This window comes from Vogesella indigofera (assembly GCF_003633895.1).
Lineage (GTDB): Bacteria > Pseudomonadota > Gammaproteobacteria > Burkholderiales > Chromobacteriaceae > Vogesella > Vogesella indigofera.
In genome coordinates, this window is sequence record NZ_RBID01000001.1 from 68263 (window position 1) to 95059 (window position 26797).

At 62.6% G+C, this 26797-nt stretch carries 27 protein-coding genes; 7 read left to right on the top strand and 20 right to left on the bottom strand.

The window, feature by feature from the left end; all coding sequences use genetic code 11:
- Positions 1 to 131: 131 nt before the first annotated feature.
- Together C8E02_RS00365 and C8E02_RS00370 are read right to left on the bottom strand one after the other, a co-directional pair.
- On the bottom strand, positions 132 to 1064 hold the full coding sequence (locus C8E02_RS00365) for an electron transfer flavoprotein subunit alpha/FixB family protein (protein ID WP_120809219.1): 933 nt from the start codon (positions 1062 to 1064) through the stop codon (positions 132 to 134).
- 3 nt (positions 1065 to 1067) lie between these two features.
- On the bottom strand, positions 1068 to 1817 hold the full coding sequence (locus tag C8E02_RS00370) for an electron transfer flavoprotein subunit beta/FixA family protein (RefSeq protein WP_120809220.1): 750 nt from the start codon (positions 1815 to 1817) through the stop codon (positions 1068 to 1070).
- A gap of 306 nt (positions 1818 to 2123) precedes the next feature.
- Between C8E02_RS00370 and C8E02_RS00375 the strand changes: the two genes are divergently transcribed.
- Together C8E02_RS00375 and C8E02_RS00380 are read left to right on the top strand one after the other, a co-directional pair.
- Positions 2124 to 2543: a MaoC family dehydratase gene (locus C8E02_RS00375; protein ID WP_047966967.1), complete on the top strand. Its 420-nt coding sequence runs from the start codon at positions 2124 to 2126 to the stop codon at positions 2541 to 2543.
- Positions 2543 to 3004, top strand: a complete 462-nt coding sequence (locus C8E02_RS00380) for a GNAT family N-acetyltransferase (RefSeq protein WP_120809221.1) — start codon at positions 2543 to 2545, stop codon at positions 3002 to 3004. The genes C8E02_RS00375 and C8E02_RS00380 overlap by 1 nt, the downstream gene beginning before the upstream one ends.
- 61 nt (positions 3005 to 3065) lie before the next feature.
- Here C8E02_RS00380 and queG read toward each other — a convergent pair whose 3' ends face one another.
- Positions 3066 to 4145 carry a tRNA epoxyqueuosine(34) reductase QueG gene (gene queG / locus C8E02_RS00385; RefSeq protein ID WP_120809222.1) on the bottom strand — a complete coding sequence of 360 codons (1080 nt, stop codon included), beginning with the start codon at positions 4143 to 4145 and terminating at the stop codon, positions 3066 to 3068.
- Here queG and tsaE point away from each other — a divergent pair.
- Positions 4144 to 4635, top strand: a complete 492-nt coding sequence (gene tsaE / locus C8E02_RS00390) for a tRNA (adenosine(37)-N6)-threonylcarbamoyltransferase complex ATPase subunit type 1 TsaE (protein ID WP_120809223.1) — start codon at positions 4144 to 4146, stop codon at positions 4633 to 4635. The two genes, queG and tsaE, sit on opposite strands and share 2 nt — an antisense overlap.
- Positions 4596 to 5834 (top strand): N-acetylmuramoyl-L-alanine amidase, encoded by a 1239-nt coding sequence (locus C8E02_RS00395; RefSeq protein ID WP_120809224.1) that lies wholly within the window; start codon positions 4596 to 4598, stop codon positions 5832 to 5834. Before tsaE ends, C8E02_RS00395 begins: the two co-directional genes overlap by 40 nt.
- Positions 5835 to 5903: 69 nt before the next feature.
- Here C8E02_RS00395 and yacG read toward each other — a convergent pair whose 3' ends face one another.
- From yacG to C8E02_RS00430, 7 genes are all read right to left on the bottom strand, one after another.
- Positions 5904 to 6086 carry a DNA gyrase inhibitor YacG gene (gene yacG, locus C8E02_RS00400; RefSeq protein ID WP_120809225.1) on the bottom strand — a complete coding sequence of 61 codons (183 nt, stop codon included), beginning with the start codon at positions 6084 to 6086 and terminating at the stop codon, positions 5904 to 5906.
- A gap of 6 nt (positions 6087 to 6092) precedes the next feature.
- Positions 6093 to 6851: a cell division protein ZapD gene (gene zapD, locus C8E02_RS00405; RefSeq protein WP_082133704.1), complete on the bottom strand. Its 759-nt coding sequence runs from the start codon at positions 6849 to 6851 to the stop codon at positions 6093 to 6095.
- Positions 6848 to 7495, bottom strand: coding sequence for a dephospho-CoA kinase (coaE, locus tag C8E02_RS00410; protein ID WP_245961023.1), 648 nt, complete (start codon positions 7493 to 7495; stop codon positions 6848 to 6850). Before coaE ends, zapD begins: the two co-directional genes overlap by 4 nt.
- Positions 7488 to 8342, bottom strand: coding sequence for a prepilin peptidase (locus C8E02_RS00415; protein ID WP_120809227.1), 855 nt, complete (start codon positions 8340 to 8342; stop codon positions 7488 to 7490). Before C8E02_RS00415 ends, coaE begins: the two co-directional genes overlap by 8 nt.
- Positions 8342 to 9559: a type II secretion system F family protein gene (locus C8E02_RS00420; RefSeq protein ID WP_047966960.1), complete on the bottom strand. Its 1218-nt coding sequence runs from the start codon at positions 9557 to 9559 to the stop codon at positions 8342 to 8344. The genes C8E02_RS00415 and C8E02_RS00420 overlap by 1 nt, the downstream gene beginning before the upstream one ends.
- Before the next feature lie 16 nt (positions 9560 to 9575).
- Positions 9576 to 11279, bottom strand: a complete 1704-nt coding sequence (gene pilB / locus C8E02_RS00425; RefSeq protein ID WP_120809228.1) for a type IV-A pilus assembly ATPase PilB — start codon at positions 11277 to 11279, stop codon at positions 9576 to 9578.
- 172 nt (positions 11280 to 11451) lie between these two features.
- Positions 11452 to 12402 carry a porin gene (locus C8E02_RS00430; protein WP_170152066.1) on the bottom strand — a complete coding sequence of 317 codons (951 nt, stop codon included), beginning with the start codon at positions 12400 to 12402 and terminating at the stop codon, positions 11452 to 11454.
- Between the two features lie 323 nt (positions 12403 to 12725).
- Here C8E02_RS00430 and C8E02_RS00435 point away from each other — a divergent pair, with 323 nt between their 5' ends.
- Complete coding sequence (locus tag C8E02_RS00435) at positions 12726 to 14108, top strand: cryptochrome/photolyase family protein (RefSeq protein WP_245961024.1); 1383 nt, start codon at positions 12726 to 12728, stop codon at positions 14106 to 14108.
- 68 nt (positions 14109 to 14176) lie between these two features.
- On the opposite strand, the gene plsY is transcribed toward C8E02_RS00435, so the two are convergent.
- Complete coding sequence (gene plsY / locus C8E02_RS00440; protein ID WP_120809231.1) at positions 14177 to 14803, bottom strand: glycerol-3-phosphate 1-O-acyltransferase PlsY; 627 nt, start codon at positions 14801 to 14803, stop codon at positions 14177 to 14179.
- 68 nt (positions 14804 to 14871) lie between these two features.
- On the opposite strand from plsY, the gene C8E02_RS00445 reads away from it, so the two are divergent.
- Positions 14872 to 15231, top strand: a complete 360-nt coding sequence (locus C8E02_RS00445; RefSeq protein ID WP_047966955.1) for a dihydroneopterin aldolase — start codon at positions 14872 to 14874, stop codon at positions 15229 to 15231.
- Between the two features lie 80 nt (positions 15232 to 15311).
- Here C8E02_RS00445 and C8E02_RS00450 read toward each other — a convergent pair whose 3' ends face one another.
- From C8E02_RS00450 to mutY, 9 genes are all read right to left on the bottom strand, one after another.
- Positions 15312 to 15698: a group II truncated hemoglobin gene (locus C8E02_RS00450; protein ID WP_120809232.1), complete on the bottom strand. Its 387-nt coding sequence runs from the start codon at positions 15696 to 15698 to the stop codon at positions 15312 to 15314.
- Between the two features lie 48 nt (positions 15699 to 15746).
- Positions 15747 to 16592, bottom strand: coding sequence for a CheR family methyltransferase (locus C8E02_RS00455; RefSeq protein ID WP_245961025.1), 846 nt, complete (start codon positions 16590 to 16592; stop codon positions 15747 to 15749).
- Between the two features lie 79 nt (positions 16593 to 16671).
- Positions 16672 to 17022 carry an iron-sulfur cluster insertion protein ErpA gene (gene erpA / locus C8E02_RS00460; protein WP_120809234.1) on the bottom strand — a complete coding sequence of 117 codons (351 nt, stop codon included), beginning with the start codon at positions 17020 to 17022 and terminating at the stop codon, positions 16672 to 16674.
- Positions 17023 to 17112: 90 nt separating this feature from the next.
- Positions 17113 to 18156, bottom strand: a complete 1044-nt coding sequence (gene argC / locus C8E02_RS00465) for an N-acetyl-gamma-glutamyl-phosphate reductase (RefSeq protein ID WP_120809235.1) — start codon at positions 18154 to 18156, stop codon at positions 17113 to 17115.
- Positions 18157 to 18277: 121 nt separating this feature from the next.
- Positions 18278 to 18670 carry a 30S ribosomal protein S9 gene (gene rpsI, locus C8E02_RS00470; RefSeq protein ID WP_047966950.1) on the bottom strand — a complete coding sequence of 131 codons (393 nt, stop codon included), beginning with the start codon at positions 18668 to 18670 and terminating at the stop codon, positions 18278 to 18280.
- A gap of 17 nt (positions 18671 to 18687) precedes the next feature.
- Entirely contained in the window at positions 18688 to 19116 is a 429-nt protein-coding gene (gene rplM / locus C8E02_RS00475) for a 50S ribosomal protein L13 (protein WP_047966949.1), read from the bottom strand.
- Positions 19117 to 19467: 351 nt separating this feature from the next.
- Entirely contained in the window at positions 19468 to 20184 is a 717-nt protein-coding gene (gene deoD / locus C8E02_RS00480; RefSeq protein WP_047966948.1) for a purine-nucleoside phosphorylase, read from the bottom strand.
- 288 nt (positions 20185 to 20472) lie between these two features.
- Positions 20473 to 22680: a RelA/SpoT family protein gene (locus tag C8E02_RS00485; protein WP_120809236.1), complete on the bottom strand. Its 2208-nt coding sequence runs from the start codon at positions 22678 to 22680 to the stop codon at positions 20473 to 20475.
- Positions 22681 to 22719: 39 nt separating this feature from the next.
- Complete coding sequence (gene mutY / locus C8E02_RS00490) at positions 22720 to 23790, bottom strand: A/G-specific adenine glycosylase (RefSeq protein WP_120809237.1); 1071 nt, start codon at positions 23788 to 23790, stop codon at positions 22720 to 22722.
- A 115-nt stretch (positions 23791 to 23905) separates the two neighbouring features.
- Here mutY and C8E02_RS17480 point away from each other — a divergent pair, with 115 nt between their 5' ends.
- The gene (locus C8E02_RS17480) at positions 23906 to 26707 is read left to right on the top strand and encodes a THUMP domain-containing protein (protein WP_120809238.1); all 2802 of its coding nucleotides are present in this window, start codon (positions 23906 to 23908) and stop codon (positions 26705 to 26707) included.
- Positions 26708 to 26797 lie beyond the last annotated feature (90 nt).

Sequence of the window (26797 nt, forward strand, 5' to 3'; positions counted from 1 at the left end):
ACAAGCCGCACGCTGCGCACTGCGCGGTGTGGACTCCTCCCGACGAACCGGTCATGGCCGGTGTTCTTGTGTGGTGCGGCACCGTAGCGCCGCACCTTCTTTTGATTACTGCGTTTTGATTACAGCGGGTGTTACTTGGACAGCTCGGCGATCAGCTCCGGCACCACGGTGAACAGGTCACCGACGATGCCGTAGTCGGCCACCTGGAAGATCGGCGCCTCTTCATCCTTGTTGATCGCCACGATCACCTTGGAATCCTTCATGCCGGCCAGGTGCTGGATGGCACCGGAGATGCCCACCGCCACGTACAGCTGTGGCGCCACCACCTTGCCGGTCTGGCCGACCTGGTAGTCGTTCGGCGCGTAGCCGGCATCCACCGCGGCGCGCGAAGCACCGACGGCAGCGGACAGCTTGTCGGCCAGCGGCTCGATCACCGCCTTGAACTGCTCTTCCGAACCCAGCGCACGACCACCGGACACGATGATCTTGGCAGCGCCCAGTTCCGGACGATCGGACTTGGTCAGCTCCTGGCCGACAAAGCTGGACAGGCCGGCGTCGGACACGGTGGCGACCGCTTCAACGTTGGCCGCACCGCCAGTAGCCGCCGCTTCGAAGGCGGTGGTACGCACGGTGATCACCTTGATGGCATCAAGCGACTGCACGGTGGCCAGCACGTTGCCGGCGTACACCGGGCGCACGAAGGTATCGGCCGATTCAATGGCGATGATGTCGGAAAGCTGCGCCACGTCCAGCAGCGCGGCGACGCGCGGCAGCAGGTTCTTGCCGTAGGAGGTTGCCGGTGCCAGCACGTGGCTGTAACCCTTGGCCAGTTCCACCACCAGCGGTGCCAGGTTTTCGGCCAGGCCGTGGGCGTAGGCCGCGTTGTCGGCCAGCAGCACCTTGGCCACGCCGGCGACGGCCTTGGCGGCATCGGCTGCAGCGGCGGCATTGTGGCCGGCGACCAGCACATGCACTTCGCCCAGCTTGGCGGCGGCGGTAACGGTGTTCAGAGTGCCTGCTTTCAGGCTCTGGTTGTCGTGTTCAGCGATAACGAGAATGGCCATGGCTTACAGCACCTTTGCTTCGTTTTTGAGTTTGGCCACCAGCTCGGCGGCATTGGCAACCTTGATACCGGCCGAGCGCTTGGCAGGCTCGGCCACTTTCAGGGTCTTCAGGCGCGGGGCGACATCAACGCCCAGCTCGGCCGGGGTGGTCTTGTCCAGCGGCTTTTTCTTGGCGGCCATGATGTTCGGCAGCTTGACGTAGCGCGGCTCGTTCAGGCGCAGGTCGGTGGTCACCACCGCCGGCAGGCGCAGCTTGACGGTTTCCAGGCCGCCATCCACTTCGCGGGTCACGTCCACGGTTTCCGCGGCGACATCCACTTTCGAGGCGAAGGTACCCTGCGCCCAGCCCAGCAGCGCCGACACCATCTGCCCGGTCTGGTTGGCATCGTCATCGATCGCCTGCTTGCCGACGATCAGCAGCTGCGGCTGCTCCTTGTCGGCAATCGCCTTCAGCAGCTTGGCCACCGCCAGCGGCTGCAGCTCGGCGTCGGTTTCCACCAGGATGGCGCGGTCGGCGCCCATCGCCAGTGCGGTACGCAGGGTTTCCTCGCACTGCTTCACCCCCAGCGATACCACCACGATCTCGGAGACCTTGCCGGCTTCTTTCAGACGCACGGCCTCTTCCACCGCGATCTCGTCGAACGGGTTCATCGACATCTTGACGTTAGCGACATCCACATCAGTGCCATCGGCCTTGACCCGGACTTTCACGTTGTAATCGACAACGCGTTTCACAGCGACTAGAGCTTTCATATTCCTCCAGCGAACTCTCTGAGTTGAACAATTGTCGTCAATGTGCGGCTGTTTGGCGTGAGGCGACAGCGCAATATCAAACAAGCGTTTAATTGGTAGATTGCCTACAAAAAAACTGCAGTACAACAGGGGTGACACAAATATTACGCCATTTTCCCCGTAATTTGCATTTGAGGTAAAGCGTGTCAGAATGCGCTGCAACAATTGAGCATGTCATAACACGCCGACAGACCGGACATTCCTGCCGCAAGTGCTGCCATCGTGGTGCCTACTTGCGGCTTTTCTTGCCAAAACAGGGAGCACAGCATGACTGTCTACTTCGAAGATATCCAGATCGGTGACAGCGCCGAATACGCCAAAACCATCACCGAGGCCGATATCCTGATGTTTGCCGCCGTTTCCGGCGACGACAATCCGGTGCACATCAACCAGGAATACGCCGAAGCGTCGATGTTCAAGACTCGCATCGCCCACGGCATGCTCACCGCCGGCCTGATCTCCACCGTGGTCGGCACCCGCCTGCCGGGCAACGGCACCATCTACCTGTCGCAATCGACCAAGTTCAAGGCACCGGTACGACTCGGCGAAACCGTTACCGCCCGCGTCACCGTCACCGAGCTGGACCCGGCGAAGAAGCGCGTCAAGTTCGCCACCCAGTGTCTGGTAAAAGGTAATGTGGTACTGGAAGGCGAGTCGCTGGTCATCGCGCCGTCGCGCCCAGCCTGATGAGTACGCTGCGCATCGAACGGCTGTGCGACGAGCACGGCCACATCACCCAGCCGCAAATCCTGGCTGCGGCACTGGCGGTGCATCGACAGCTGCGGCCGATGCTGCCGGAAACCGCCGCCAACTACGTCGCCAAGATGGCGCGCATCACCGGCTACGGCGCGCGGCTGGTGGCGGCGCTGAACGAGGATGATCAGGTGCTGGGACTGGCGCTGTATCGCGTCTACGAAAACACCTACGAAGACCTGCGCCTGTACATCGACGACCTGGTCACCGACGAGCGCCTGCGCTCGCAAGGTGTCGGCAGTGCGCTGATCGACTGGTGCGAGGCGGAGGCACGGGCACTGGGTTGCCGCTTTCTGGTGCTGGATTCTGGCACTTGGCGCACCGCCGCGCACAAGCTGTACCTGCGCAAGGAGTTCGTGATTTCCTCGTTCCACTTCACCCGCGCGCTGGACTGAGATCCGTCGGCAGGATTAATGGTGCAAGGTTGGCCGCAAGCCCTAGCTTGCGGCCAACCTTTTATGTGCGGCCCTGTTGTTGCGCCAGCGCCCAGACGACCGACTCGCGCACCACCTCCTCCGCATGATCCTGCCGCTGTTGCAACGCAACAACAATCTCGGCCGCATACGGCGCATTACCCAGCCCGATGGCCAGATTGGACAGCCACTTGGCGTAGCCGATGCGGTAGATCGGGCTGCCGGCCATGCGACTGGCGAAGGTCGCCTCGTCCCAGCCGAACAGTTCCAGCAGGCTGACATCGTCCAGCCCGTGGCGCACGGCAAAATCGTCCTCTGCACTGTGCACCACGAAACGGTTCCACGGGCAGGTCAGCTGGCAGTCGTCACAGCCATAGACACGGTTGCCGATCAGCGGCCGCAACGGCTCCGGTATCGCGCCCTTCAGCTCGATGGTGAGGTAGGAAATGCAGCGCCGGGCATCGACCTGATACGGCGCCATGATGGCACCGGTTGGACAGACGTCCAGACAGCGGGTACAACTGCCGCAGTGGCCGTCTTCACTGTCATCTTCCGGCAACGGCAGATCGGTGAGAATCTCGCCGAGGAAGAACAGCGAGCCCTGCTTCTTGTTGAGCAGCAGCGTGTGCTTGCCGCGCCAGCCCTGCCCCGCCTGTGCCGCCAGCGCCACCTCGGCCAACGGTGCGCTGTCGGTGAACACGCGGTAGCCGTGTTCGCCCACCGCCTGCGTGATGCGATCGGCCAGCTTCTGCAGCCGGTTGCGCACCACCTTGTGGTAGTCGCGGCCCAGTGCATAACGCGACAGGTAGGCGCGCGTGCCATCGGCCAGTACCGCCTCGGCATCGCGCGCAGCCGCCGGCCAGTAGTGCATGCGCAGGCTGATCACGCGCACCGTGCCCGGCACCAGCTCCGCCGGGCGCACGCGCAGTACGCCATGGCGCGCCATGTACTCCATTTCGCCGTGGTTGCCCGCCGCCAGCCACGCCAGCAGGCTGGCTTCGGTCTCTGCTGGCAGTGCCGCCCGCGTGATACGCGCGTCGGCAAAACCGAGTTCTTTGGCCCATCCCTTGATTTGGCTGGCCAATTGGCGATAATTCTCGCTTTTACAGGATATTTCACTCATGGCAACGGATGATACCAGCCTGCGGCAAGGCTTCCTTGCCGATGAAAGCGCCACCCTGCAACTGGGCGCCACGTTGGCCGCAGTGTTGCACGGCGGCATCCAGCTGCAACTGCACGGCGACCTCGGCGCCGGCAAGACCACTTTCACCCGTGGCCTGCTGCAGGCGCTGGGCCATGCGGGGCGGGTGAAAAGCCCGACCTACACCCTGGTGGAAAGCTACAGCCTGCCGCCGCTGACGGTGCACCACTTCGACCTGTACCGCTTTGCCGATCCGGACGAGTGGCACGATGCCGGCTTCGGTGACTACTTTGCCGCCGACACGCTGTGCATCGTCGAATGGCCGGACAAGGCCGGTGCCTGCCTGCCGCCCGCCGACCTGGTGCTGGAACTCTCGGTCTGCGACAGCGGTCGCAACTATCGTCTTCAAGTCTTTAGCGAAACAGGACACCAATGTCTCTCCCGCCTCACGACCCCCGCCGCCGCCAGCTGATCGGCGCCGCCGCGGCCACATTTTTCCTGAGCGTCAGCCGTATCGGCTTCGCCAGCAGTAGCCAGATCGTGGCGGTACGGGTGTGGCCGTCATCGACCTATACCCGCGTTACCATCGAGGCCAGCGAAGCCATCCACTACAAGCACTTCAGCCTCGCCGAGCCGAACCGGCTGGTGATCGACCTGGAAGGCGTGCAGCTAACCGGCATCCTGCAGGACATCAACAAGCAGATCCAGAGCGCCGACCCCTTCATCCAGACCGCGCGCGCCGGCCAGTTCAACAACAACACCGTACGCCTGGTGCTGGACCTGCGCAACGAGGTCAAGCCGCAGATCTTCTCGCTGCAGCCGATCGGCGAGTACCGCCACCGCCTGGTGGTGGACCTGTATCCGGCCAGCGGCCAGCAGGACGATCCGTTGCTGGCGCTGCTGCAGGACTACAACAAGGGACAGCTGAACGAGCAGGCGCCGCTGGGCAGCAAGGGGCGCGCCGACAAGAACCGCATCATCACCGTGGTGATCGACCCGGGACACGGCGGCGAAGACCCCGGCGCCGTCGGCCCGTCCGGCATCTATGAAAAAGACGTGGTGCTGCGCATCAGCCGCCAGCTGAAGAAGCTGATCGACAGTGAAAAGAACATGAAGGCGCACCTGACGCGCGACGAGGACGTGTTCATCCCACTGGGGGTGCGCGTGGCCAAGGCGCGCAAGCTCGGCGCCGACCTGTTCATTTCCATCCATGCCGATGCCGTCGCCAATCGCACCGCCAACGGCTCCTCGGTGTTCGCGCTGTCGGAAAACGGCGCCACCAGCAGCATGGCGCGGCTGCTGGCCAAGAGCCAGAACGACGCCGACCTGATCGGCGGTGTCAAGATCAGCGGCAAGGACCGTTACCTCGCTCATACCCTGTTCGACCTGACACAAACCGCCACCATCAACGACAGCCTCAAGCTGGGCAAGTCGGTGCTGGGGAAAATGGGCGGTCTCAACCGCCTGCACAAATCGCAGGTTGAACAGGCCGGCTTTGCCGTGCTCAAGGCGCCGGACATTCCATCCATCCTGGTGGAAACCGCGTTCATCAGTAACTACGAGGAAGAGAAGAAGCTGGTCAGCCCTGCCTTCCAGCAGCAGATGGCGGAGGCGATCATGTCCGGCGTGCGCCAGTATTTTGCGCAGGGAGCGGTGCTGGCCCGTATCTGAATTACCGGCCAGCAATGAAAAAGCCGTTGCCTTGCGGGCAACGGCTTTTTACTGGCTGGCGCAGCGTACTCAATCGGGATGGTCGTCAAACGGCAGATCCGGTGTCGCCGGTACGCGGTACTGTTCGTCGGCCCACTGCCCGAGGTCGATCAGCTTACAACGCTCGCTGCAGAACGGGCGGTACGGGCTGTCTGGCCCCCAGCGTACCGGGGATTTGCATTGCGGACAGGGAACGATAGTGGGTGACGTCATCGGTAATCAGAACTTGCAAAAGGTCAGGGTGAATTCGATATCCTGCTCCACTTGGCGCGAGCGCACCTCGCCGGTGCCGGCATCGATAAAACGGATATTCAGTGCATACTTGTTGGCGGAGACTTCCGGCACCACCTGGTAGCGCTCATCAAAGCTGACACGGATCAGCTGCACCACCTTGCCACCGGACATCTGCTGGAACGCGCCACGGCGCGCAACATAGGAAAAATGTTTGCCGCTGTCGCGCAGCAGTTTCAGCAGGATGGCCGCCGCCTGCGCCGTCGGCATCAGCGGCAGCGACCAGCGCTGCAGGTCGGCGCGGCGTTGCGCCACCGGCTGCTGCAGCCACAGGTGATAGGACGGCAGGTCGAAAGAGCAGGTACCACCGGGAATGATGGAACGCTGCTTGATCGCCATCAGCCATTCGTTCTCACGCAGATGCTGGCCAAAGCGGCTGCTCAGCTCCAGCAGATGCTGCGACGCAAGCTCGATCTCGTCCAGCACCTGCTCCAGCGCCACCTGTTCGATGGCAGGGCTTTCGCGCCAGCTCTCCAGCGCCTGCTTCTGCCGCTCCAGCTCCTGCAGCAGCTCCGACTTCAACTCGGTACGACCGGCCGCCTCAAGCACCTCGAACAGCGCCATCAAGGCGGCGTGATGCTGGTATGGCTCGTCCTGCGCCATGAAAAAAGCCAACCGCTGGTAAAGCTGCTCCAGCCGGAGCAGCGTTCTGGTACGTTCGGTAACAGGAAACTCGAAACTAGTCACAGCGCCGGATCCACAGAATTTGAAGGGGCAGCAAGGTTGGCCGCAGCGAAACGTTGCAGATAATAACGATGTTTGTTCTCGACTTGAAGCGACAATAGCGCCAAATCGCCACTATTATCAAGCACGGCATCCGCCAGTGCCCGCCGCTGCTCACGTGGCATCTGCGCGGCGATGATGGCATCTACCTGCGCCGCCGGCAAGCCTCTGCGCTGCATCACCCGCTCGCGTTGCAATTGCGGCTCGCAATCCACCAGCAGCGTTTCGGCCACCAGATTTCGATAGGCCGCGGTTTCAAACAGCAGCGGCACCGCCAGCAGTACATAGGGCGCCTGGTGCAATGCCAGCTGCCGCCGGCTTTCCGACAGGATCAGCGGATGGAGAATGGCTTCCAGCCGCTGCCGTTCGCCGGCATCGGCAAACACTCGCTGCCGCATCGCGGCACGGTCCAGTGCGCCTTCCGCCGTCTGGATCATGGCACCAAACTGCGCTACCAGCGCCGGCATCGCCGCGCCGCCGGCCGCGGTCAGCTGATGCGCGATACGGTCGGTATCGACACAGGGAATGCCCAGCTTGGCAAACAACGCCTCGACGGTGCTCTTGCCGGCACCAATGCCGCCGGTCAGACCGATCACCGGGCTAGACACCGAGATACCACTGCATGATGGCAGGCCCCCATACGAAGGCACACCAGCCGGCCAGCGCCAGATACGGCCCGAAGGGCATGGTCTGGCCTTTTTCATGTTTCGACAGCAACAGCAACAGGATGCCGAGTACCGCGCCCAGCACCGACGACAGCAGGATCACCAGCGGCAACAGCATCCAGCCCAGCCAGGCGCCCAGCGCCGCCAGCAGCTTGAAGTCGCCGTAGCCCATGCCTTCCTTGCCGGTCACCAGCTTGAACAGCCAGTACACCGACCACAGCGCAAGATAACCCAGCACCGCGCCCATGACCGCATCTGCCAGCGGCACACGGCCACTCCACAGATTGAACAGCAGGCCGGCCCACAGCAAGGGCAGGGTCAGGTCATCCGGCAACAGCTGGGTGCGAGCATCGATCAGCGCCAAGGTCAGCAGCGTCACCGAAAACAGCGAGGCCACCAGCCACCACGGCGACAGGCCGTCCTGCCAGGCAAAGCCGGCAAACAGCAGGCCGCTGGTCAGCTCCACCAGCGGATAACGCCAGGAAATCGGTGCCTGGCAATGGCTGCAACGACCACGCTGCAGCAGGTAACTGACGAGCGGAATATTCTGCCACGCGCGGATCGGCGCCTGGCAATGCGGACAGGCCGACGCCGGCACCAGCAGGTTGAATGGCGTCTGCTCGGTCACCTCGCTGCCCTGCCACTGCGCGCACTCCACCGCCCAGCGCCGCTCCAGCATCAAGGGCAGACGATAGATCACCACGTTGAGAAAACTGCCCAGCAGCAGCCCCAGTAGTGCCGCAATCGCCACCTGAGCGCCAAACGGCAGCTCCGCCAATAGCGCCAGCATCAACCGACCACCTGTCCCATCTGGAAGATCGGCATGTACATCGCGATCACCAAGCCACCAATCAGCACCCCGAGAATGATCATGATCATCGGCTCCAGCAAGCTGGACAGCGATGCCACCGCATTATCAACCTCGTCTTCATAAAAATCCGCCACCTTGTCCAGCATGGAGTCGAGCGAGCCGGACTCCTCGCCGATCGAGGTCATCTGCAGCACCATATTGGGAAACAGGTTGGAGCGCTGCATCGAGTTGTTGAGGGTCGAGCCGGCGCTGACATCCGACTGGATGACCTTGGTGGCCTCGGCATACACCTGGTTGCCGGCAGCACCCGCCACCGAGTCCAGCGCCTCCACCAGTGGTACGCCGGCAGTAAACAGCGTCGACAGCGTCCGCGCCCAGCGCGCAATGGTTGCCTTGCGCACCACGTCGCCGATCACCGGCACCTTCAGCACGAAACGGTCCATCGCCGCCTGCATCTTGGGTGAGCGCTGGTACAGCTTGACGGTGCCGATGATCACCACCGCGATGGAGCCGAACACCATCCACCAGTACTCGACAAACAGGTCGGACAGCCAGATCACGATCTGCGTCGGTGCCGGCAGATCGGCACCAAAACTGGAGAACAGTTCCTTGAACGCCGGAATCACATAGATCAGGATCACCGCGGTAATGATGAAGGCGGTGGCGATAATCGCCGCCGGATAGATCATTGCCGACTTGATCTTGCCCTTGATGGCGATCACCTTTTCCTTGTAGGTCGCCAGCTTGTCCAGCAAGGCATCCAGTACCCCGCCCGCCTCGCCGGCGGCGATCAGATTGCAGAACAACTTGTCGAAGTACAGCGGGTATTTGCGAAAAGCATCGGCCAAGTTGCTGCCGGACTCAACCTCCGAGCGCACATCAAGCAGGATGCGCACAAAGGCGGCATTGCTGTGGCCCTTGGCCGCGATGTCGAAGGCCTGCAACAGGGGCACCCCGGCCTTCATCATCGTCGCCAGCTGGCGGGTAAATAGCGCGACATCCTTTTCGGTGATGCGCTGCCGCAGGCTAGCGCTGCGCTTCTTCAGCTTGGTCGGGCTGACCCCTTGCCGCCGCAACTGGGCACGGGCGACGGTTTCCGATTCGGCACGAATCTCGCCGCGGATGGCCTTGCCGGCCCGGTCGCGCCCTTCCCAGACAAAGACATGAGAGGCGGGCTTCTTGCTTGGCGTGGGCATAGTGATCGCTTGTCTATTATTCGTTGGTAACGGCTTCGATTTCAGTCAGCGACGTCAGGCCACGCTTTACTTTCAGCAGGCCGGCATGGCGCAAATCGACCATGCCCTCCTGGCGCGCAAGGTCGGCGATATCCATCGCGTTGCCGCCGCTCATGATCAAGCGCACCATGGCGTCGGTGATCGGCATCACCTCGTAGATGCCGACCCGCCCCTTGTAGCCACTGCCGCGGCACTCCTCACAGCCGACCGGGCCGTGCGGCTGCCAGCTGCCGTCCAACTCGTCTTTGCTAAAGCCGGCACGCAACAAGGCCACCTCGGGAATCTCTATCGGTGCCTTGCAGTGCGGGCACAGCCGTCGCGCCAGCCGCTGCGCCATGATCAGCAATACCGAGCTGGCAACGTTGAACGGTGCTACGCCCATGTTCAGCAACCGGGTCAGTGTCGCCGGTGCATTATTGGTATGCAAGGTAGAAAATACCATGTGCCCGGTTTGCGCTGCCTTGATCGAGATATCCGCGGTTTCAAAGTCGCGGATCTCGCCGACCATGATGATGTCCGGGTCCTGACGCAGGAAGGCGCGCAGCGCGGAGGCAAAGGTCAGCCCGGCCTTCTCGTTGACGTTGACCTGGTTGATGCCGGGCAGGTTGATTTCCACCGGGTCTTCCGCGGTAGAGATATTGCTGTCTGGCTGGTTCAGGATATTGAGGCAGCTATACAGCGACACCGTCTTGCCGCTACCGGTCGGCCCGGTCACCAGCACCATGCCATAAGGTCGCTCGATCGCCCGCAGCAGCATTTCCTTCTGCTCCGGCTCGAAACCGAGCTGTTCGATATCCAGCGACGCGGCGGAAGAATCGAGAATACGCATCACGATCTTCTCGCCATACAGCGTCGGCAAGGTGCTGACCCGGAAATCCACGGCACGATGCTTGGAGATCACCAGTTTCAGGCGGCCGTCCTGCGGCACCCGCCTTTCCGAGATGTCCATCTTCGACACCACCTTGATGCGCGACGCCAGCTTTTCGCGAATGGCCAACGGCGGCTGCGCGATCTCCTTCAGGATACCGTCGACACGATAGCGGATACGGAAGAACTTTTCGTAGGGCTCGAAGTGAATGTCCGATGCACCACCATTGATGGCATCCATCAGTACCTTGTTGACGAACTTGACCACCGGTGCGTCATCGACATCCGGCAGGCTGTCGCTTTCCAGCTGGGCATCGCCATCGGTCAGCTGCAGCTCGCCGAACTCGTCGCCGGCCAGATCATTGAGCACCTTGCTCGGATTGCTGGCATAGCGGCCAATCGCCCGCGCCAGCTTGTCATCCTCCACCACCACCAGGTCGATGCTGAGACCGGTCTTGAAGGTAATGGTGTGAAACAGCGTCGCCTGCGTCGGATCGGAGGTAGCGATGAACAGCTTGTTGCCGCGCTTGTACAGCGGCAGCAAGCGGCCGTTGTTGACGGTATCGTCATCCACCAGATTGCGCGGCAGCCCGTCCTGGCTCAGCGCGGCCAGATCCAGCAAGGGCAAGCCGAACATGTTGGCCGCAAACACCGCCACCTCGATGGCGCTCATCTTCTTGCTCTGCACCAGCAGCTCGACAAAGCTCACCCGAGTGGTCTGCGCCTGCTTGAACAGCGCCTCGGCATCCGCCGTCGCCAGCCGCTCGTTCTGCACCAGGGCACGTGCCAGTCCGGAAATGCTTGCTGTGCTCATGACATTATTCGCCAGAAAAGGATGAAGGGATTATACGAAGAAAACGGGACGGGATTCATGGTGGCGCAACAAATGATGCGCACTAAATACCTGCGCAGCCGACAGGCAATGGTGGCAGCAATGAAAAAAGGCTGCCGAAGCAGCCTTTTCAGATCAAAGCATCAAGCGATGATTAGAACTTGGTACCGAGGTAAACGGTAGCGGTACGTACGTCAGCAGTTGCGTTGTCGTCGTAGTTGGCTTTAGCCAGCTCTACACCAGCGCGGGTGCGCTTGGACAGTGCGTATTCAACACCAACGGCGTAAGCTTTGTGGCCGTCGTTGTCTTTAGTGCCGTCTGCGTTCTTGAAGTCGCCTTCTTTCCAGAAGCCCAGCTTAGGAGTGATGTTGCCCATGGTGTAAGAAGCAGCCAGACCGTAGCCACGACGCTTGCCGTCGGAGTCTTTACCTTGTGCGTAGCCTGCCATCAGAGTCAGCGCGTCCAGCGATACGGATGCGTTCAGCTCGTGCAGTTTGGAAGTGTTGTTTGCATCTTCCTTAGCGCGGGTGCCGTCGTAGGATACGGAGAAGCCTTCACCTTCGTAAGCCAGGCTCAGGGCTTGCTGGTGCTTTTTAGCTGCTTCGTTGGCAGTGCTGGAACCGAAGGAGTGCTGAACAACAGCGGTGAAGCCAGCTACAGTTGGCGACTTGTAGGAAATGGTGCTGTTGATACGATCACCTTGGTCATACAGATCCGACTTGAAGGAAGCGGAGTTGTCTTCGAAGATCGCCATCGCGCCGGAGGTTGGCATGTGGTAGATGTTACCCAGAGTAACAGTACCGAAATCGCCTTGCAGGCCTACGAAGGAGTCACGACCGGACCAAGCATTATCGCGAGCATTGTCTTGCTTGTCGGACAGGTTGATACGGGAGGCGATCTGCCAGATGGACTTCAGGCCGTTGCCCAGATCTTCCTTGCCAGCAAACTTGATTTCGCCGGAAGTACGGTCTTCGGTAGTAACGGAGCCAGTGTCTTTAACTTTGGTATTGGTGATACCAACAGCCAGGTTACCGGAGATAACAACGTCAGCCATTGCAGCAGCTGGCAGCGCAGCCAGAGTAGCCAGAACGATCAGCTTCTTCATGTGTGTTCCTTTCGAGGTCATGTACACTGCCCGTGTTTTGCCGAAGCCTGAGGCCCGGCGGGGCTGTATTGACCACCGCGATTAGGCGGCGGTTTCTGGATGGCAATATAAGCGGGGCGTTGCGAAAAAACAAAAGCGCTTTACGCATTTGTGTTGAAGCCGGATACAAAATCGGCACACATTCAACATAAGCTGTTGTTTTTTTTGAAAAATACAAAAAACAACAGCAGTCTCCTTTTCGCAACACAATTGACCACAACCAAGATATCTGTTGTTTTTTCACACATAACCCAGCCAAAACCATGAGCCAAGCAAGCGTTCTGATGTGGTTTCGCCGCGATTTGCGCGCCAGTGACAACGCGGCGCTGAATGCCGCCTTGCGTAGCGGCGCCAGCGTGCATTGCGTGTTCGTATTTGACCGCCAGATTCTGGCCAGCCTGCCACCGGACGACAAACGCCTGGTCTTCATCCATGCAGCCCTGACGGAATTGCAGCAGACACTGCGTGACGCCGGCGGCGAGCTGTTGTGGCGGGATGGCGATCCGGTGCGCGAGATTCCTACACTGGCGCGCGAGCTGGGTTGTGCCAGCGTCTACGCCAACCGCGACTACGAACCGTATGCACGGCAGCGCGATGCGGAGGTGGCGGCGCAGCTTGCGGCCAACCTTGGCCAGCTGCAGCTGTACAAGGACACGGTGATCTTCGAGCAGGACCAGTTGCTCACCGGCCAGGGCAAGCCGTACACCGTGTACACCCCCTATATGAAGCGCTGGCAGCAAAGTTTTCACCCGGCACTGGCAGCGGAGACCAGCACCGCCTTGCGCGGCGCACTGGCAGCGCCAGCTGGCACCCGTCCGTTGCCGACACTGGCGGAGCTGGGTTTCGGTGAGGCCACGCTGGACGGACTGCGGGTACAGACCGGCCGCAGCGGTGCACTGGCGCTGCTGGACGATTTCCGCCGCCGCATCGCGCACTACAAGACGCTGCGCGACTTCCCGGCGGTGAAGGGGGTGTCCTACCTGTCGGCGCACCTGCGCTTTGGCACGCTGTCGGTACGCGAGGCGGTGCGCGCCGCGCTGGCAGAGCCATCGGAAGGGGCGGAATGCTGGCTTAACGAGCTGATCTGGCGCGAGTTCTACCAGCAGCTGCTGTGGCACTTTCCGGCGGTGGCCGGCGAAAGTTTCAAGCCGGAGTACCGCGAGCTGCCGTTCCCCAATGACGCAGCGCTGTTCGAGGCCTGGTGCCAGGGACGTACCGGCTACCCGCTGGTGGATGGCGCGATGCGCCAGCTCAACCACAGCGGCTACATGCACAACCGGCTGCGCATGATTGCCGCCAGTTTCCTGGTCAAGGACCTGCTGGTCGACTGGCGCTGGGGCGAGGCCTATTTCGCGCAGAAGCTGCTGGACTTCGATCTGGCGGCCAATAACGGCGGCTGGCAGTGGGCGGCGTCCACCGGTTGCGACGCGCAGCCCTACTTCCGCATCTTCAACCCGGTGACGCAATCGGAAAAATTCGACAGCAAGGGCCAGTTCATCCGCCGCTACGTGCCGGAGCTGGCGGCGCTGGACGACAAGGCGATCCATGCGCCGTGGCTGGCGAAAACGCTGCCGGCCGGTTTTGTGCTCGGCCGCGACTATCCGGCCCCCATCGTCGACCATGCAGTACAGCGCGCCGCTGCGCTGCGACTGTTCGCCCGCGATTAACGATTAACCGTGCGCACAAAGAAAAAGCCTGTCGGCGACGACAGGCTTTTTTTGTTTGCGGCCAACGTTCAGGACTTGCCCTGTTCGTCCGGCTTGCCGATCTTGTCTTCGGAGCCGGTGAGCAGGTTCACCAGGTTGGACTTGTGGCGATGCACCACCAGAATGGCGATGATGATGCAGGTGCCGAAGTAGACGCTCTGCGGACCGACGATGAAGTAGGCGTACACCGGCACCATCACGCAGGCGACGATGGCCGACAGCGACGAGATCTTCACCACGAAGGCCATGAATAGCCAGGTGGCCAGCGCCGCCAGCGCCAGCCACGGGCTGAAGGCCAGCAGCACGCCCACCGCGGTGGCCACGCCCTTGCCGCCCTTGAAGCCGAAAAACACCGGCCACATGTGGCCGAACAGCACCGCAAGACCGGCCATGGCGACCTGCTGCTCGCCCAGGCCGTAGGCAGGGCCGAAACTGGCGACCAGGAACACCGCCAGCCAGCCCTTGACACCATCGCCCAGCAGCGTCAGTACCGCGGCCAGCTTTTTGCCGGAGCGCAGCACATTGGTGGCACCGGGGTTTTTCGAACCGTAGGTGCGCGGATCGGCCATCCCCATCAGGCGGGTGACAATCACCGCAAACGACAGGGATCCGATCAGGTAGGCGCCCAAAATAAAGGCAAACGCTGTTGTGGTCATGGCTTATCCACTAGAATGCAAGACTTGGCATTTTACGGTATCGGGCAGTAAACCCAAAGCCCGCAGCGATGGACATCATATTTTTGCGCGAAGTGCGCGCCGAGACAGTGATCGGCGTTTATGACTGGGAGCGCCTGGCGCCCCAGACTATCTTGCTGGATCTGGAGATCGGCATCCCCAGCGAAGTGCCCTGCCATAGCGACGACATTGGCGACACCATCCACTACGGCGTGGTGGTGGAACGCATCCGCCAGTCGCTGGCCGAGCAGCATTTCCTGCTGATCGAGGCACTGGCCGAGCACATCGCACGCATGGTGCGCGAGGAATTCGGTGCGCCGTGGACCAAGGTGGCGGTCACCAAGCTCAACATCCTGCCGGACGTGAAACACGTCGGCGTGATGATAGAACGCGGCCACCGTCCGCGCTGACCTCACGCTCTCGGCAAAACCATTGCGGCCAACCTTGCACAAGGTTGGCCGCAATGTTTTTTGGGGGCGTGGCAGACCGCTCAGTCTTCGCGATTGCGCATGAAGTCGGCGGTGTTGTAGAACGCCTCCAGCAGCCTGGCCTTCAGCCAGTCCTCGCACACCAGCTCGTTCACCGCCTGCGTCATGCACTGCATCCACTGGTCGCGCGCCTCGCCATCCACTGCGAACGGCATGTGCCGCTGCCGCAGCCGCGGGTGGCCGAAGGTATCCATGAACAGCGGCGGGCCGCCCAGCCAGCCGGAGAGGAACATGTACAGCTTCTCGCGCGAGGCGGTCAGATCTGCCGGATGCATGTCGCGCAGCGGCTTCACCGCCGGATCGGCGTCCATGATGTCGTAGAAGCGGTCAGTCAGCCAGCGCACCACGCCGGCGCCGCCGAGCAGCTCGTAAGGGGTCATTTCCTGCATGTTGTTCCTTGCCGCGGGCGCTGCCCGCGTGAATATCAGTGCGCCCGATTACGCCCGGGCCCGGGCCAGCTCGTACACCGTCTTGCCGCGCAGGGTGAAATAGTCCGCGGCAAAGTAGAAGTTCTCGGAGTGGCCGACAAACAGCAGACCGTGCGCCTTCAGCAGCGGGTGGAATTTCTTCAACACCGCCAGCTGGGTGTCACGGTCGAAATAGATCATCACGTTGCGACAGAAGATCGCGTCGAACTGCTTGCGCTGCGCCCAGTTGGCGTCCACCAGGTTCAGCCGCGAGAAGGTAATCATCTCGCGCAGCTGCGCCTTGGCCTGGTAGTTGCCATCCGGCAGCTTGTCGAAGTAGCGCGCGGCATGACCGGCCGGCAGGCGCGAGATCTTGTCGGCGCTGTAGATCCCCTTGCGGCCAACCTCCAGCACGCTGGTATCGAGGTCGGTAGCCTGGATCTGGATGCGGCTGCCACTGCCCAGCGCTTCCAGCGCGGCGATCGCGATCGAGTACGGTTCTTCGCCGGTCGACGACGCCGCACACCAGATAGTGATCTCGCCCTTGCCGGCCAGCGTCTTCAGGTGCGCCGCCAGGATCTGGAAATGGTGCTCCTCGCGAAAGAAGAAGGTCAGGTTGGTGGTCAGCGCGTTGACGAACTGCTCGAACTCGCGCTTGCCGGCGATCGACTGCAGGAAGTCGATATAGGCGGCGAAGCTGTTCAGCTTCAGCTCGCGGATGCGGCGCACCAGCCGGCCGTAAACCATGTCCTTCTTGGTCGGGTTCAGCGCAATGCCGGCTTCCTTGTAGATCAGCTGCCGAATGCGCTCGAACTCCTGGTCGCTGAAGGCGAACTCGCGGGTGAAGTCGATCTTGGGCAGAATGATGGGCGGCATCTTGTTTTGCATCGTTAGGACCCTGAAGTTGAAAAACCCGGACACCAGGTCCGGGTTTCAGGTGCTGGCAATGCCGTACTTATACCGAAAAGGACGAGCCGCAGCCACAAGTGGTCTCAGCATTCGGATTGCGAATCACGAACTGCGAACCTTCGATGCTTTCCTGGTAGTCGATTTCGGCGCCGACCAGATACTGGTAGCTCATCGGATCGACCAGGAACACCACGCCTTCACGTTCGATGGTGGTGTCGTCTTCGTTGGCAATCTCGTCAAAGGTAAAGCCGTACTGGAAGCCAGAACAGCCACCGCCGGTGACGAACACACGCAGTTTCAGGTCAGGATTACCTTCTTCAGCCACCAGGTCACGCACTTTGGCGCAGGCGCTGTCGGTAAAGTTGATCGGGGACAGGGTTTCAGCAGCAGCAGTCATTTTAAGCCTCACGGTACAGGACAGGCCGCAAGACGGCCTTTCATCCTACTATTTTAGTCGGATATTGGGTCGTCTGGCGAGTCTTCAAGTTCAGGGCAGCAAGGGCACGATGTCCAGACCGGCATTTTCCGGCAACCCGAACATCAGGTTCATCACCTGTACCGACTGGCCGGACGCCCCTTTCACCAGATTATCCTCCACCACCAGGATGATCAGCAAATCGCCATTGCCTGGGCGATGCACCGCGATACGCGCGGTATTGCCGCCGCGCACCGAGCGGGTTTCCGGGCAGCTGCCGGCCGGCATCACATCGACGAACGGTTCGGCGGCAAAGCGCTGCTCGAACAGCTGCTGGTAGTCAACATCGCGGCCTTCCGGCTTGATGCGGGCGTAGATGGTGGAATGAATGCCGCGAATCATCGGTGTCAGGTGCGGCACGAAGGTCAGCTTCACCGGTGCGCCATGGATCAGCGACAGACCCTGCTCGATCTCCGGCGAGTGGCGGTGCCCTTTCACGCCGTAGGCCTTGAAGTTGTCGGCCGACTCGGCAAACAGGGTACCGACCTCGGCCTTGCGCCCGGCGCCGGAGACACCGGACTTGCAGTCGGCGATCAGGGTGCTGGTTTCGACATACTGCTTGCCGCCTTCCAGCAGCGGCAACAACCCCAGCTGCACCGAGGTCGGGTAGCAGCCGGCCATGCCGATCAGGCGTGCGCGCTTGATCGCGTCGCGGTTCACTTCCGGCAGGCCGTAGACCGCCTCGGCCAGCAGGTCGGTGCAACTGTGCTCCATCGCGTACCACTTGGCGAACTCGGCTGGGTCTTTCAGGCGGAAGTCGGCGGCCAGGTCGATGACCTTGACCCCGGCTTCCAGCAGCTCGCGTGCCTGCGCCATCGCCACCCCGTGCGGCGTGGCGAAAAACACCACGTCGCAGGCTTTCAGGTCTGTTTCATCCGGTGTGGAAAAGGCGATGTCGACACGACCGCGCAGCGACGGGAACATCTCGGCGACCTTCATCCCCGCTTCCTTGCGTGAAGTGACGGCGGTCACCTTGGCCGAAGGATGGTTGGCCAACAGACGCAAAAGCTCCACGCCGGTATACCCGGTGCCGCCGACAATGCCCACCTTGATCATGCTGCGCTCCTAACAATATAAAAAAATGTCGCAAAGGCGACATGGTAAGGAGTGCGACAAGGCATTGCAACAAAGAAAAAAGCCACCCTGCTGGGTGGCTTTTTCGATCGGTACAAACAGATTAACGCTTGGAGAACTGTTTGCGACGACGTGCCTTGCGGAAGCCGACTTTCTTACGTTCAACTTCACGGGCATCGCGGGTAACGAAGCCGGCGTGCGACAGGGTCGGTTTCAGTTCAGCACTGAAGTCAACCAGAGCGCGGGTGATACCGTGACGGATCGCACCAGCCTGGCCAGTTTCGCCACCACCGCATACGTTCACCATGATGTCGAAGGACTCGAGGTGATCGGTGATTTGCAGTGGCTGACGGATTACCATGCGGCCAGTTTCGCGAGCGAAGTACTGGTCAACAGGCTTGCCGTTAACGATGATCTGGCCGGAGCCTTTTTGCATGAACACACGAGCTACAGAGCTCTTGCGACGGCCGGTACCGTAGTAATATTTACCGTTCATCTATTAATTGCCTCTGATCAGATTTCCAGCACTTTAGGCTGTTGCGCGGTGTGTGGATGCTCGGTGCCGGCGTAAACCTTGAGCTTCTTGATCATCGCGTAACCCAGCGGACCCTTAGGCAGCATGCCTTTTACGGCTTTCTCCAGAACGCGCTCAGGGAACTTGTCTTGCAGTTCGGTGAAGTTGCGCTCGTAGATACCACCAGGGTAGCCAGAGTGGCGATAGTATTTCTTGTCCAGTGCCTTGTTACCGGTTACGCGCAGTTTTTCTGCGTTAACGACAACAATGTAATCACCAGTATCAACGTGCGGAGTGAACTCCGGCTTATGCTTGCCACGTAGGCGGCGTGCGATTTCAGCGGCAAGACGGCCCAACACCTTGTCTTCGGCGTCGACCACAAACCACTCGCGCTTTACCTCATGCGGCTTGGCAGAAAAGGTCTTCATGGAACTCTACCATCGTAATTCTTGAAAGTTCCGGAGTCTATTACAAGACTATTTCGCTGTCAAACCGAAGCTGGCTTTCGCCTAGGAATCGCGACCAAAAACACCCGCCGCGGCAACAGAATGTGGACAACAGGCAAAAAAAGGGCGCAACCAAGAGACTGATCGCGCCAAGTTCCACCTTATAGAAGGAGGATGGAGGAGACAACACCAAAACGCACACGATATGCAACGTCCTGATGCAGTTGTGATTATGGTGACCCGATTCGGGTTTTGCAAGTTTTTTTGTGCAGCGCAGTATAAGTTGCGCCACAGTGCGGCCAACTGTGGCCGACATGCCGCAGCCGGCACCACTCAATCCAGCTGCAGCGCGGTCTCCAGCGCGATTTCCATCATGTCGTGGAAGCTGTTCTGGCGGGCTTCGGCATCCATCGCCTCCCCGGTCGGAATCACATCCGACACCGTGAGCATGGCCAGCGCACGGGCACCATATTGCGCCGCAACACCGTAAATACCGGCCACTTCCATCTCCACCGCGTTGACATTCATGCCCCTGAGCACGTCCAGCAGCGGCGGCTGCACACCGTAGAACAGGTCGGTGGAGAACACGTTGCCGACCCGCACCGGCTTGCCCAGCCGCGCGGCGACCTCCACCGCGGTGCGCAGCACCTCGAAGTCGGCGATGGCGGCAAAGTCGTGATCCAGCAGACGCATGCGGTTGACCTTGCTGTCGGTGCAGGCGCCCATGGCGATCACCACCTCGCGCAGCCCGAGGCGCGCGCCATCCACCGAGCCGCAGGAGCCGATGCGGATCAGGGTGCCCACGCCGTAGTCCTTGATCAGCTCGGTGGCGTAGATGCTGGCCGATGGAATGCCCATGCCGTGCGCCATCACCGACAGCCGCTTGCCGCGGTAGCTGCCGGTGTAGCCGAACACGTTGCGCACGCTGGTGACCTGCACCGCGTCCTGCAGATAGGTCTCCGCGATCAGCCTGGCCCGCAGCGGGTCGCCCGGCATCAGTACGATGTCGGCAAAATCGCCGGCTGCGGCGCCGATATGCGGTGTCGCCATGTTTGCTCTCCTGTGTCATGCCGCCATACGCAACAGGCCGCCATGCCGCCTGCGGCCCGGAGTGCGGCCCATGCTTGCCATGATAGCGCGGTGCCCGGCAAGCGCCAGCGCTGTCGCCGGCCGCGGCCTGACCTTACCTGTACCACGGAAACAGGCCACCATACTGCCGCTGGGGCATTGCGCGCAGCTGGTGACGGATCATTGGCTGCCAACGCCGCAAACAAGACAAGGTTGGCCGCAACGCTTGCGGCCAACCTTGTCGGGTACGACAACCTGTGTGGCCGGCGGCTACACGCGGCGCGCTTCCTGCACGCCGCGCACTTCCATCAGGTGTGCCAGCACGCGGCTGATGTCGCGTACGTGGCGCACCTCCAGCGTGAAGCGCAAGCGCGCCTTCTGTTCGCGTGACAGGGTGTTGACGCCGATCACGTTCAGCTTCTCGCGCGAGAACACGTCGGAGATGTCGCGCAACAGCCCCGGGCGGTCGCTGGCGAGGATGTCGATGTCGATCGGGAATACGCTGCCTTTCTGCTCCCCCCAGTCGGCGGCGATCAGCCGCTCCGGCACGTCCGCCGACAGCCGCTTCAGCGTGATGCAGCTGCTGCGGTGGATGGAGATGCCGCGGCCCTTGGTGACGAAGCCGACCACGCTGTCCGGCGGCGCCGGGCGGCAGCACTTGGCCAGCACCGTCATCAGGTTGCCGACGCCCTCGATCAGCACACCGCCTGCGTCGTGGCCGCCGCGGCTGCGACGCACGATGTCTTCCGGATTGACGTCCGGCGGTGGCGGCGGCGCAAAGCTGACGAAGGCCTGGTTGACGGCGCGGGTACCCAGCTCACCGTGGCCCAGCGCGGCGTAGACCTCGTCCAGCTTGTCGTAGCCCAGCTTTTCCGCCACCTGCGCCAGGTTAGGCTGCACCCCGGGATGGCGCGCCAGTTCGCGCTCGAAGATGTGGCGCCCGGTTTCGCGCACCGCGTCGAGGTTCTGCTGGCGGATGTACTGGCGGATCTTGGAGATGGCGCGATGGCTCTTGACCCAGCCTTCGTGCAGCCAGTTCACCGACGGGCCGCCCTCCTTCGCGGTCAGCACCTCGACGCGCTGGCCGTTCTGCAGCGGCGTCGACAGCGGCACGATGTGGCCCTCGACCTTGGCGCCACGGCAGTGGTGGCCGACGTCGGTATGCAGCGCGTAGGCAAAATCGATGGCGGTGGCGCCCTGCGGCAGTGCCAGCACCCGCCCCTGCGGCGTCAGCACGTAGATGGTGTCGGCGAACAGCTCGGTCTTGAACGCGTCGGCCAGCCCCTCGCGGTCGGAGCCGGACATGTCCTCGCGCCAGTCCAGCAGCTGGCGCAGCCAGGAGATCTTCTCCTCGTACTGGCTGTCACCCTTGCCGCCTTCCTTGTAGCGCCAGTGCGCGGCAACGCCGAATTCGGCGTGCTCGTGCATCTCGAAGGTGCGGATCTGCACCTCGACCACGCGGTCTTCCGGACCGATCACCGCGGTGTGCAGGCTGCGGTAGTCGTTGGCTTTCGGGTTGCTGATGTAGTCGTCGAATTCGCCGGGTATCGGCTGCCACATGCTGTGGATCAGGCCGAGCACGGTGTAGCAGTCCTGCAGTTTTTCCACCAGGATGCGCACCGCACGGATGTCGTACAGCTCGGAGAAGTCGAGCTTTTTCTTCTTCATCTTCTTCCAGATGGAGAAGATGTGCTTAGGCCGGCCAGCGACGTCCCCCTTGACCCCGGCCTGGCGCAGCTCGCCGCGCAGGGTGTCCAGCACCCGCTCGATGTAGTCGATGCGCTCCAGACGCCTCTCGTCGAGCAGCCTGGCGATCTTCTTGTAGTTGTCCGGATCGGTGTGGCGGAAGCCGAGGTCTTCCAGCTCCCACTTGATCTGCCACACGCCGAGGCGGTTGGCCAGCGGCGCGAACAGCTCCAGCGTCTCGCGCGCGATCTGGCGACGGATGCCCTCGTCGCACTGCGGCAGGTAGTGCATGGTCTGCGTGCGCCACGCCAGCTTGATCAGCACCACGCGGATGTCGGCCACCATCGCCAGCAGCATCTTGCGCATGGTTTCCGCCTGCCGCGCGCTGTCTTCCGGGGTGGCAAACCTGTCGATGCGCGCGATCTCGGTGAGGCGGCGCACGCGGTTGCCGCCCTCTACCAGCGTCAGCACGGTGCGGTTGAACGCCTTGGGCAGCCACTCCTGCCAGTCGGCGCGGTAGTCCGGCACCGCGAACAGCAGCGTGGCGACGATGGCGTCGGTCAGCAGGTTGAGGTCGGCGACGATCGCCGCCGCCGCCACCGCGTGGCTGAATACGTCCTCCCCGGTGTGCGGCAGCTTCTTGTCGCGGTACAGCTCGCGCGCCGCGGCAAACGCCTTTTCCAGCATCGCCATGTCGTCGGGCGCGACCGAACTGGACAGCTGCGCCAGCCAGCGCCCCGGATCGGCCGCATCGGCCAGCGTATCGGCAACAGATCGAACAACGGAAACCATGGTCTAGTCTTTCACCCTGCCTGTGATGGCGTATCGGGGTTAATCATTGGTGGCGCCTGCCGGCGACTGCAAGGCCTGCAACAGCAATTTGCGTACCGGTGTCGGCACCCCGGCGTCCAGCGCCTGCGCCAGCGGCAGCCAGACATGGCCGTCTTCGGCGCAATGGCTTGCGGCCAAGCTTTGCAGCGGCACGCACTGCGGCGTGATGGTGAGGCGAAAATGGGTAAACACGTGCCGCAATTCCGGCCACACCGGCAGCAACTCGCCGTCGCCGTTGTCCGCCAGCCAGTCGGCAATCGCCAGCGTGGACTCGAACTCCGGCAGCGACAGCAGACCGCCCCAGATGCCGGAAGGCGGCCGGCGCTGCAACAGCACCTGTCCCTGGTGCAGCGCGATCAGCATCACCGTCTCCCGCTGCGGCTGCACCTTTTTCGGCTTGCGCTGCGGCAGCTCGGCGGTGCGACCGTCACGGGCGGCGACGCAACCGTCCGCCATCGGACAGACGCCGCAGGCCGGGCGCGAGCGACTGCAGACGGTGGCGCCCAGATCCATCAGCCCCTGGGTGTAGGCAACCATGTCGCCGTCGGCGGCCGGCAGCAGGCTCTCCGCCAGCGTCCACAATTGCGCCTCCACCTTCTTGTCGCCGGGATAGCCGTCGATGCCGAAACAGCGCGTCAGCACCCGTTTGACATTGCCGTCGAGTATGGTTTCACGCTGGCCGAAAGCAAAGGCGGCAATCGCCGCCGCGGTGGAACGGCCGATGCCGGGCAGCGTCTCGATCGCCTCGCGTCGCGCCGGAAACGCGCCGCCAAAGCCGGCCATCACCTGCTGCGCCGCCTTGTGCAGATTGCGGGCGCGGGTGTAGTAGCCGAGGCCGCTCCAGTGCGCCAGCACGTCTTCCACCGGCGCAGCGGCCAGCGTGGCCAGATCCGGGAAGCGCCCGAGGAAACGTGCGTAGTAGCCGAGCACCGTGCTCACCTGCGTCTGCTGCAGCATGATTTCCGACAGCCACACGCGATAGGGATCGCTGACCTGCCACGGCAAACCGTGCCGGCCGTGCTGTTTCTGCCAGGCGACTAGGCGCGCCGCAAACGCCGACTGCAAGGTCATCGCATCATCCAATCCGAATCCAACCGGCCATGGTAAACCAATCATCCGCGACTACCAAGAAGTTGCCGGCGAAATCAGCTAGAATAGAGGATTGTTTTGAAAGGATTACCCTCAGATGTCGACCTTCCGTTCCCGCCAGCGCGCCGCGCAACGCCGTCAGCCCACTCCGACCGCCGAGCGCGCCACGCCACCAGCCGGGAACAATGCCCCGCCCGGCCCGCGTGGCGACAAACCATTCCAGCAAAAACCACGCGCCGGCGATGCACGGCAGGAAGGTCGCTTCGGCGCCCCCCGTGACAAGGACCCGCGCTTTGGCAACGACAAACCGCGCTTCGCTGACGATCAGCCACGCGACGGTGGCTTCAGCAAGCCGCGCTTCGACGCCGACAAACCGCGTTTCGGTGGCGACAAGCCACGCGAGGGCAGCTTCCAGCGCGACCGCGACCAGGCACCGCGTGATGGCGGCTTCAGCAAGCCACGCTTCGATGACAAACCGCGCTTCGGTGGCGACAAGCCGCGCGAGGGCAGCTTCCAGCGCGACCGCGACCAGGCGCCGCGCGACGGCGGTTTCAACAAGCCGCGCTTTGACGACAAACCGCGCTTCGGTGGCGACAAGCCACGCGAGGGCGGCTTCCAGCGTGACCGCGACCAGGCACCGCATGAAGGCGGTTTCAACAAGCCGCGTTTTGACGACAAACCGCGTTTCGATGGCGACAAGCCACGCGAAGGCAGCTTCCAGCGCGACCGCGAGCAGGCACCGCGCGAAGGTGGCTTCAACAAGCCGCGTTTCGGTGGCGACAAGCCGGGTGAAGGCAGCTTCCAGCGCGACCGAGATCAGGCACCGCGCGAAGGCGGCTTCAACAAGCCACGCTTTGACGACAAACCGCGTTTCGGTGGCGACAAACCCCGCGAAGGCGGCTTCCAGCGCGACCGCGAGCAGGCACCGCGCGAAGGTGGCTTCAACAAGCCGCGTTTTGACGACAAACCGCGTTTCGGTGGCGACACGCCACGCGAAGGTGGCTTCCAGCGCGATAGCGCACCGCGCAGTCCGGCCGCCGAGGGCAACGCCCCGAAAGTGCTGTTCGGCAACCGCAAGATCAGCCAAGACAACACCGCGACACCAAGCAGCAGCGACAGTGCGGCCGCCAGCGGCGAGCGCAGCTACACCCGCGACCGCGTGGCCGGCATCCGCGGCAAGGCGCATCCGGACTTCCAAGCACCGGAACGGCGCGAACCGGCCGAGCCGGCACGTCCGAAATCCTTCCTGAAAACGCCGCGCCGCGACGAGGGCGACAGCGCACCGCGTAGCTTTCCGGCCACCGAGCCGCGCGAAGCCGCCGAGCCAGCCCGCCCGAAATCGTTTCTGAAATCGCCACGCCGTGACGAAGCACACGACAGCGGCGAACGTGCCCCACGCCGCGACGACCGCCCTTACGGCGAAACCCGCGAGGGCAGCTTCCAGCGCAACCGCACCTTTGATGCCCGTGGCGAGCAAAGCGGCGTGCGCGAGAGCGGCTTCCAGCGTGACCGCACCTTTGATCGCAGCAGCCCGGCACGCGACGGGGAACGCAAGCCATGGCCGCGCGACGACAAGCCGCGATTCGACCGCGAGCGCAGTGCGCCGCGTGACGAACCGGCACCGCGCACGCTGTTCGGCAAGGGTAATGCGCCACAACGCAGCGACGCACCGCGCGGCAACGCACCGCAACGCGGCGATGCGGCCAACGTTGGCCGCACCCCGTACGCCAAGCCGCAAGCGCGCATCCTGCAGCAAGGCCAGCTGGCGCTGTTCGCCAGCTGCCCGCGCGGCCTGGAAAAACTGCTGGCCGAGGAAATCAGCCAGCAAGGCGGCAGCGAACTGCAGCTGACCGACGGCGGCGTGCACTTCACCGGCAACCAGGAAGTGATGATGCGGGTCAACCTGCACTCGCGCACCGCCAGCCGCCTGCTGCAACAGCTGGCGCAAGGCAGCTTCCAGATCGAGCGCGACATCTACACCCTGGCCAAGAGCATCGACTGGCCGGCGCTGTTCGACATCAGCAACACCATCAAGGTGAAGACCGACGGCCACGCCCGCCTGCGCAGCATCGACTACGTGTCGCTGATCGTGAAGGACGCGATCTGCGACCGTTTCCGTGCGCTGAACGACGAGCGCCCGAGTGTGGACACCCGCCGTCCGGACATCCGCATCCGCGTGTTCCTGTCCGGCTTCGACGTGCAGATCTATCTCGACACCAGCGGCGAAGCGCTGTTCAAGCGCGGCTGGCGCGACGAGACCGGCGAGGCGCCGCTGCGTGAAAACCTGGCCGCCGGCATCCTGCTCAGCGCCGGCTACAACGGCAGCCAGCCGCTGCTGGACCCGATGTGCGGCAGTGGCACCTTCCTGGTGGAGGCCGCCGACATCGCGCTCAACCGCGCGCCGGGCCGCCTGCGCAACTTTGCCTTTGAAAAGCTGAACACCCACAACGACCTGCTGTGGCACAGCATCCGCAACGACGCCGAGCTGGCGGTACGGCCGCTGGAAAAGCTGGCGATCTACGGCAACGACGCGTCACTGGAAATGGTGGAGATTGCCCGCCACAACCTGACGCGCTGCGGCCTGGAGTCACTGGTCAGCCTCAGCCACGGCGACGCCACCGAGCTGCAGGCGCCTGCCGCCAGCGGCCTGCTGGTGTGCAACCCGCCGTACGGCATCCGCCTCGACGAGCAGGACTCGCTGGCCGAGCTGTACCCGCGGCTGGCGACCTGGCTGAAACGCAACTTTGCCGGCTGGACCGCGCACCTGATGACCGCCGACAACCGCCTGCCGGCCCTGATGCGCCTGAATGCCGAAGCGCGGCCGCTGCTGTACAACGGCGCGCTGGAGTGCCGCGTCTACGCCTTCCCGCTGGTGGCCGGCTCCAACCGCAAGGAATAATGCGACAGCATTTGCCAGTAACAAGGCATGGCAGTAGCCACTAAGCAAGGGCGTGCGATAATCCATCGCACGCCCTTTTGCCATTCTTTC